General features: G+C 63.3%; 8 protein-coding genes. 4 read left to right on the forward strand and 4 right to left on the reverse strand.

Features of this window, described 5'->3' with window-relative positions; translation table 11 throughout:
* The first annotated feature begins 176 nt into the window (after nucleotides 1-176).
* Nucleotides 177-611 (forward strand): hypothetical protein, encoded by a 435-nt coding sequence (locus IVB47_RS05200; RefSeq protein ID WP_247401693.1) that lies wholly within the window; start codon nucleotides 177-179, stop codon nucleotides 609-611.
* Between the two features lie 109 nt (nucleotides 612-720).
* Here IVB47_RS05200 and IVB47_RS05205 read toward each other — a convergent pair whose 3' ends face one another.
* A complete protein-coding gene (locus IVB47_RS05205) occupies nucleotides 721-1,413 on the reverse strand; it encodes a glutathione S-transferase family protein (RefSeq protein ID WP_247460242.1) in 693 nt (230 codons plus the stop codon).
* A gap of 173 nt (nucleotides 1,414-1,586) precedes the next feature.
* Here IVB47_RS05205 and IVB47_RS05210 point away from each other — a divergent pair, with 173 nt between their 5' ends.
* Nucleotides 1,587-2,315, forward strand: a complete 729-nt coding sequence (locus IVB47_RS05210; RefSeq protein WP_247460244.1) for an SDR family oxidoreductase — start codon at nucleotides 1,587-1,589, stop codon at nucleotides 2,313-2,315.
* Nucleotides 2,316-2,336: 21 nt separating this feature from the next.
* On the opposite strand, the gene IVB47_RS05215 is transcribed toward IVB47_RS05210, so the two are convergent.
* Entirely contained in the window at nucleotides 2,337-2,999 is a 663-nt protein-coding gene (locus IVB47_RS05215; protein WP_247460246.1) for a glutathione S-transferase family protein, read from the reverse strand.
* A 397-nt stretch (nucleotides 3,000-3,396) separates the two neighbouring features.
* On the opposite strand from IVB47_RS05215, the gene IVB47_RS05220 reads away from it, so the two are divergent.
* A complete protein-coding gene (locus tag IVB47_RS05220; protein ID WP_247460247.1) occupies nucleotides 3,397-3,834 on the forward strand; it encodes a VOC family protein in 438 nt (145 codons plus the stop codon).
* A gap of 160 nt (nucleotides 3,835-3,994) precedes the next feature.
* Here IVB47_RS05220 and IVB47_RS05225 read toward each other — a convergent pair whose 3' ends face one another.
* Nucleotides 3,995-4,522 carry a mismatch-specific DNA-glycosylase gene (locus IVB47_RS05225; protein ID WP_247460551.1) on the reverse strand — a complete coding sequence of 176 codons (528 nt, stop codon included), beginning with the start codon at nucleotides 4,520-4,522 and terminating at the stop codon, nucleotides 3,995-3,997.
* Nucleotides 4,523-4,630: 108 nt separating this feature from the next.
* Between IVB47_RS05225 and IVB47_RS05230 the strand changes: the two genes are divergently transcribed.
* The gene (locus tag IVB47_RS05230; RefSeq protein ID WP_155810113.1) at nucleotides 4,631-5,080 is read left to right on the forward strand and encodes a hypothetical protein; all 450 of its coding nucleotides are present in this window, start codon (nucleotides 4,631-4,633) and stop codon (nucleotides 5,078-5,080) included.
* 145 nt (nucleotides 5,081-5,225) lie between these two features.
* Here IVB47_RS05230 and thiC read toward each other — a convergent pair whose 3' ends face one another.
* Nucleotides 5,226-7,124, reverse strand: a complete 1,899-nt coding sequence (thiC, locus tag IVB47_RS05235; protein ID WP_247460249.1) for a phosphomethylpyrimidine synthase ThiC — start codon at nucleotides 7,122-7,124, stop codon at nucleotides 5,226-5,228.
* Nucleotides 7,125-7,201 lie beyond the last annotated feature (77 nt).

Below are 7,201 nucleotides of genomic sequence, written 5' to 3' on the forward strand. Positions count from 1 at the left end.
CCATCGCTCTCCCTGGAATACTGGATCGCCCGGTTAAACCGGGCGATGACAGTTGAACGCGTTGCTAAAGACCGCGACTCACGCCCAGCCCATCATGTTGCCGCCCCGATCCATCGGATACATTCGCGGCGTCTGATTCGTTTTCCTCCTTGAAGAATAGCCCCCCGGAGACCCCCATGAAGTTCGCATCAACCTTCCGCGCCGCGCTGGTCGGCATTGCCGCGCTGGCCGGCCTCTCGACCTCGGCGCTGGCCGACGGCGGCACCGTGGTGCTGACGATCTACAAGGCGGGCTGGATCATCGGCGGCTCCGGCGGCTCGGGCGTGATGAACTTCCGCGGCCGCGCCTATTCGCTCTCGACCGGCGGTCTCGACTACGGCCTCGTCTTCGGCGGCTCCAAGACGGTGCTGCGCGGCCGCGTGTCCAACATCAACCGGCCCTCCGACATCGCCGGCGTCTACGGCGCCGCCGGTGCCGGCATCGCAGTGGGCAGCGGCGCCCGTGCGATCGTGCTGACCAACCAGAAGGGCGCCGTGCTCGAGCTGTCCGGCACGCAGGTCGGCCTGATGGCGAATGCGGATCTGAGCGGGCTTGCGATCACGATGCGGTAGGGCGCGCAGGGTGGGCAAGGCGCGCAAGCGCCGTGCCCACCATGGTGTCAGCGGCATACGCAAAGTTGGTGGGCACGCTTCGCTTTGCCCACCCTACGAGACCTGCGGACTACGCGCTCACCATCGCATGCACCCTCTCGCAATGCGCGACGAGATTTGCGTGCGCATCGACGAAGGCCTTCAGCGGCGTCGGGATGGGAAAGTAATAAATGTTGGCGATGAAGCCGTAGATCCCGGCATCGATGCTAGCAGGCGCCGCGCCGTGCACGAAGCCGGCCGCCGGCACGATCTCCGCCAGCACCTGCAGATCGGCAAGCCCCCGCGCATAGGCCTGCTCGGGCGTATAGCGACCGATGCCCTGGAATTGGTAGCGCTGCGCATTATACGCCTTCGCCTTCTCGAACCCCGCCGCATCGATCTGCTTGTGCTGCGCGATGAAGGCGTCGCGGAACGCGGGATAATAACGCTCGTCCTTCCAGCGCGAATACGACATCACCCAATAGATATCGTCGAGCATGCGCGTGACGAAGTGATTGGTCCGCCTTTGCTCCGCAGTTAGCGCTGCGTCGATGGTGAGGCGGTATCTCGCCCTTGCGTGCGCGATGATCGTCTCGCTGTCGCCGATCGTCTCGCCCTCATCCACGATATAGGGCAGCTGCCCGCGCGGCGCGGCGGAGGCATCGAACACATGCTCATGCACGAATGGGACGCCCGCGATCTTCAGGAAGGCATAGACCTTGAGGCCGTAGCCGTTGTTGTCGGCGACGCCGAACAGCTCTGGATAGGAGTAGAGGGTCAGCATGGGCGGGCTCCTCAAGCTGAAGTCGTATCGCCGCAGTGACGCCCTTGCAACAGTCTCGCGCTTTGTGCGCCGCCTCCCTCGGCGGACGATCGGCATCGTCGCGGGTTTGCCCCGACAACGCCGCCCGGGATTGTTATACTCCGCATCCGCGTGACGTTAGCGATGGTGACCCTATGGCGAGAGAATTGGAAGGCAAGGTTGCGGCCGTGACCGGGGCTGCGTCGGGCATCGGATTGGCCAGCACCGAGGCGATGCTGGCCGCGGGCGCGCGCGTGGTGATGGTCGACCGTGACGAGGCCGCGCTGAAGGCGCTCTGCGACAAGCACGGCGATGCCGTGATCCCGCTGCTCGTCGACCTGCTGGACCCAAGAGACTGCGCAAGGCTGCTGCCGCGCGTTCTGGAGCAGGCCGGCCAGCTCGACATCCTGCATGCGAATGCCGGCACGTATGTCGGTGGCGATCTGGTCGATGCCGACACCATGGCGATCGACCGGATGCTGAACCTGAATGTCAACGTCGTGATGAAAAACGTGCACGACGTGCTGCCGCATATGATCGCGCGCGGGACTGGCGACATCATCGTCACGAGCTCGCTGGCGGCGCATTTTCCGACGCCGTGGGAGCCGGTCTATGCGTCGTCGAAATGGGCGATCAACTGCTTCGTCCAGACGGTGCGGCGCCAGGTCTTCAAGCACGGCATCCGCGTCGGCTCGATCTCGCCCGGCCCGGTCGTCAGCGCGCTGCTCGCGGACTGGCCGCCGGAGAAGCTGAAGGAAGCCAGGGACTCCGGAAGCCTGCTGGAAGCCACCGACGTGGCCGACGTGGTGATGTTCATGCTGACGCGGCCGCGCGGCATGACCATTCGCGACGTCGTGATGCTGCCGACCAATTTCGATCTTTAGAGCGCTGCGGGTTACGCTTCGCTAACTGCCCTGCGAACCCTTCGATGCGGCGGTGAATATCTGCAATTGCGCGTCGAACGCGCGCCTGAAAGCGGGCCGTGCTTCGCCGCGGGCGACGTAGGCGGCGATTTCTGGATATTCGTCCAGCAGGCCTGACGCGTTCAACCGGCGCAGCACCGTCACCATCATGAGATCGCCGGCGCTGAACGCACCGTCGAGCCAGTCGGCATCGCCGAGGCGGCGGGACAATTCGCCGAGCCTGACACGGACGCGGTCCTGCAGCATCGGCAGCCGCTCCGCGTACCAGCTCTTGTCGCGCTCGAACAGCATCGCCATGCCGAGCTCGACGATCGGTGGCTCCAGCGTGCTGAGCGCGGCAAACATCCAGGCGATCGCGCGGGCCCGGGCGTTCGGCTCGGTCGGCAGCAGCCCGGCATGACGCTCGGCGATACGGAGCACGATGGCGCCGGACTCGAACAAGGCGAGATCGCCGTCCTCATAGGTCGGAATCTGCCCGAACGGATGCAGGGCGAGATGCGCGAGCGCCTTCATGTCCTCGAACGAAACCAGACGCACGTCGTAAGGCTGCCCCACCTCTTCGAGCGCCCAACGCACCCGCATGTCGCGCGCTTGTCCACGGCCGCGGTCGGGCGAGTTTGCGAAGGCGGTGATGGTGGGGGGCATGGGAGGTCTCCATTCGTCGTCATTGCGAGCGCAGCGAAGCAAACCGTCATTGCGAGCGCAGCGAAGCAATCCAGCTATTTCCGCGGCACGGATTCTGGATTGCCTACAACCGAGGAGACAGTCTGGATTGCTTCGTCGCAAGAGCTCCTCGCAATGACGAGGTTTGTGGCAGCGCGCCCCTCACAGATCGCGATGCCAGCGAGGTGTTCGGTTCAGCGCTTTGCGTCCAGAGGACGAACGACCGGCGCGGATTCCGACAGATTATCTCGTTTTTTGCTGCCGCGCTGTCGGGGTTGAAAAATTACACGTCCCATGTCGGAACGTCCCTCGCAGCCTCGTCCTTGGAACACCGGGCGCCCCGCCGCGCGTCCAGCCCGAGGCAAAAGGATACAAGTTCATGACCTCCATCACGCCGTTTCTCTGGTTCGACAACAACGTGCCGGAGGCCGTCGCCTTCTACAAATCGGTGTTTCCCAATGCCAAGGTTGAGACTGTCAGCGACTTCATGGCGGTGTTCGAGCTCGAAGGCCAGCGCTTCAACGCGCTCAACGGCGGGCCGCAATACAGGTTCAACGAGGCGGTGTCGTTCTTCATCAGCGTGGAGACGCAGCCGGAAGTCGACTATTTCTGGGACAGGCTCACAGCCGAGGGAGGCGAGGAATCCCGCTGCGGCTGGCTCAAGGACAAGTTCGGACTCTCCTGGCAGGTGATCCCATCAGCGCTCGGCCGCTACCTCGGCGATCCCGACCGCAGCAAGGCGAACCGCGTCATGCAGGCGATGATGCAGATGAGGAAGATCGTGATTGTGGATCTGGATAGGGCGTATGCGGGGTGAGGTGTGCCGTGCCCCGGACGCAGCGCAGCGCGCCGCTCTTCGCGGCGTGATGCGTTGCAGAGCCGGGGCCCATGCCGCATCCATGCCGGAGCTTCTGGGTCCCGGGTCTGCGCTGCGCTTGCCCGGGACACGAGAGCAGGCCAAGCCGTGACCCTCTCGCCTATTTCGTTGCAGCGATCCAAGCCGCAAGCTCGCGCCACGGCTCCAGCGTCCAATGCCCGGACGCCGCGCCGGACGGCGAGGGCAGCACGAATACCTCCGGCAAACTCTCATCCCGCTGCTGCCGCCCCAGCGCAATCCCACTCGATGGCCTGCCATAAAACAAGCTCGCCGCCTTCTTGCTCGTGAACGCAATCGTGCGCGGCCGATACGTCTCCATCTTGGCCCTGAATCCCGGCACGTCGATCGTCTCCGCCGCGATCTGGTGATCCATCCCCGCGCCCGACTTGGAGAGATCGGTGAAGCCGATCCCGAGCTCAAGCAAGCTTCCGAACTCCCTCGGCTGATACCGCCGCGGCGTGATCCCGGCCTCATGGATCGCGCGCCAGAAGCGGTTGCCGGGATGGGCGTAGTAGTGCCCAAGCTCGGCCGAGCGCGTGCTGGCCGCGGTGCCGACGAAGACGAGGCGGAGGTTGGGAAGGAGTTGGTCGGGAAGGCGATGGAGGGTGGCGTTCGACACGTCAAACATCCGGCGGCTGTAGCCTGCATGAGCGGAGCGATATGCGGGACGACAAAGACTTCGTATGTCGCTACTCTTGTCGTGCGCTTGCTCGCGGTAAGTCGGGAAGAAATTGAGATGGCGATTGGTTTTACCCAACGCTTTGATTTTGGCCCCATCATGGGATGGGAGCTCTATCAAGTGACGATCGACAAATATCACATAATGTTTTGGTTTGAGAACGAGCATGCCTTGCTCAATGTAGCGGATCGTTTTTCATTCAGGTCTTCCGATGGCGCGGTCAATTTCTTTTATGAAATCTATGGCAGCCATAAATCGCTGAATGTCGATCGCATTCTACGCACCAAAATCGCCGAGGCGAGGATTGTCAGTAAGGACAAGCTCGATCTGGTGTTCGAAAACGGAGATATCCTGTCGATCTACGATAATCCGGAATTCAGATCCTGGTGGTTCCTCGGCGGGCGCCAAAATGACCCGATTGGACAGAGGACGAATTGGTCATTTCAAATCGGGGACCTAGAGTTGGAGGATCTGACGGAACAAGAGTACCAAGATCGACGCACCTGACGAGTCCGAAGCCGACGCTAATCACCGGACACTTCGCCCTTTAGCACCCGTCGGATGGATTCTCTGCCAAGCGAAGAGAGGCCAGGCTTTCGCCCGGCCTCTACACGTCCTCTGATGCCTAGATTAGAAGCCCCGGTGTTGCCCCTCACAACACCCGATTGCTCTCCTTCACCTTCTCCGCATCCAGATACAAGTTCTCGCCCATCTCCTTGAACTTCGCGCTCATCTGCTTCATGCCGTCCTCGGCGGTGCCGCTCATCGACATCCCCACGCCGTTCGGGTCGTTCAGCGTCGCTGCATAATCCCGCACGTCCTGGGTGATCTTCATCGAGCAGAATTTCGGGCCGCACATCGAGCAGAAATGCGCGACCTTGTGGGCTTCCTTCGGCAGGGTCTCGTCGTGGAAGTTCTTTGCGGTCTCGGGGTCGAGGCCGAGGTTGAACTGGTCGCTCCAGCGGAAGTCAAAACGGGCGCGGGAGAGGGCGTCGTCGCGCAGCTGGGCGGCCGGGTGGCCCTTGGCGAGATCGGACGCGTGCGCGGCGATCTTGTAGGTGATGACGCCGACCTTGACGTCGTTACGATCGGGCAGGCCGAGATGCTCCTTCGGCGTGACGTAGCAGAGCATGGCGCAGCCGAACCAGCCGATCATGGCCGCACCGATGCCCGAGGTGATGTGGTCGTAGCCCGGCGCAATGTCGGTGGTCAGGGGCCCGAGGGTGTAGAACGGCGCTTCGCCGCACTCCTTGAGCTGCTTGTCCATGTTGATCTTGATCTTGTGCATCGGCACGTGGCCGGGGCCCTCGATCATAACCTGGCAGCCCTTGTCCCACGCGACCTTGGTGAGTTCTCCGAGCGTCTCCAGTTCGGCAAACTGCGCGCGGTCGTTGGCATCCGCGATCGAGCCCGGGCGCAGGCCGTCGCCGAGCGAGAACGAGACGTCATACTTGCGCATGAGGTCGCAGATCTCGTCGAAATGGGTGTAGAGGAAGCTTTCCTTGTGATGCGCCAGGCACCACTTCGCCATGATCGAGCCGCCGCGGCTGACGATGCCGGTGACGCGGTTGGCGGTGAGGTGGATGTATTGCAAGCGCACGCCGGCGTGGATGGTGAAATAGTCGACGCCCTGCTCGCACTGCTCGATCAGCGTGTCCTTGTAGAGCTCCCAGGTCAGCTTGACCGGATCGCCGTCGCACTTCTCCAGCGCCTGGTAGATCGGAACGGTGCCGATCGGCACCGGCGCGTTGCGCAAAATCCACTCGCGGGTGGTGTGAATGTTGCGGCCCGTGGAGAGGTCCATCACGGTGTCGGCGCCCCAGCGGATCGCCCACACCATCTTCTCCACCTCTTCCTCGACCGACGAGGTCACCGCCGAGTTGCCGATATTGGCGTTGATCTTGGTCAGGAAGTTGCGGCCGATGATCATCGGCTCGAGTTCGCTGTGATTGATGTTGCAGGGGATGATGGCGCGGCCGCGCGCGATCTCGGAGCGGACGAACTCCGGGGTGATGAACGCGGGGACTTCCGCGCCAAAGCTTTCGCCGTCGGCAAGCGCTGCCTCGGCGCGCTCGAGCTGCTCCTTGCGGCCGAGATTTTCGCGGGCGGCGACGTAGATCATCTCCTTGGTGATGATGCCGGCGCGGGCGAATTCGAGCTGCGTGATCTTGTGGCCGTCGAGGCCGCGCAGCGGCTGATGATAGGCCGAGAAGGCGCGCGCGGCCTTGTCGGTGGAGACACTGCCATTGTCCTCCGGCTTGATCTGCCGGCCCTGATATTCCTCGACGCCGCCGCGCTCCAGCACCCAGGCCTTGCGGCCGCGGGCGAGACCGGTGTTGACGTCGATGGTCACGCTCGGGTCGGTGTAGGGGCCGGAGGTGTCGTACACCGGCAGGTTCGGCTCGCCGGCGCCTTCGGACAGGATGATCTCGCGCAGGGGCACGCGGATATCAGGCGCGGCGTCGGGGGAGGCGAAGATTTTTCGCGACGAGGGCAGCGGGCCGGTGGTGACGGCGGGGACGGTCTTGTCGGGGTTGGAGCGGATGTTCATGGGATCCTCCTTGAGTTCGTTGATGTCGTTGCGCGTGCGTCAATTGCGACTGTCATCCCCGCGAAGGCGGGGATCCA

The organism is Bradyrhizobium sp. 62, from assembly GCF_023073035.1.
Lineage (GTDB): Bacteria > Pseudomonadota > Alphaproteobacteria > Rhizobiales > Xanthobacteraceae > Bradyrhizobium.

Excerpts from the sequence above, each read along its gene's own strand:
- IVB47_RS05200 (WP_247401693.1), top strand. The coding sequence starts at position 177 with ATGAAGTTCGCATCAACCTTCCGCGCCGCGCTGGTCGGCATTGCCGCG.
- IVB47_RS05210 (WP_247460244.1), top strand. The coding sequence starts at position 1,587 with ATGGCGAGAGAATTGGAAGGCAAGGTTGCGGCCGTGACCGGGGCTGCG.
- IVB47_RS05230 (WP_155810113.1), top strand. The coding sequence starts at position 4,631 with ATGGCGATTGGTTTTACCCAACGCTTTGATTTTGGCCCCATCATGGGA.
- IVB47_RS05220 (WP_247460247.1), top strand. The coding sequence starts at position 3,397 with ATGACCTCCATCACGCCGTTTCTCTGGTTCGACAACAACGTGCCGGAG.
- IVB47_RS05225 (WP_247460551.1), bottom strand. The coding sequence starts at position 4,522 with ATGTTTGACGTGTCGAACGCCACCCTCCATCGCCTTCCCGACCAACTC.
- thiC (WP_247460249.1), bottom strand. The coding sequence starts at position 7,124 with ATGAACATCCGCTCCAACCCCGACAAGACCGTCCCCGCCGTCACCACC.
- IVB47_RS05215 (WP_247460246.1), bottom strand. The coding sequence starts at position 2,999 with ATGCCCCCCACCATCACCGCCTTCGCAAACTCGCCCGACCGCGGCCGT.
- IVB47_RS05205 (WP_247460242.1), bottom strand. The coding sequence starts at position 1,413 with ATGCTGACCCTCTACTCCTATCCAGAGCTGTTCGGCGTCGCCGACAAC.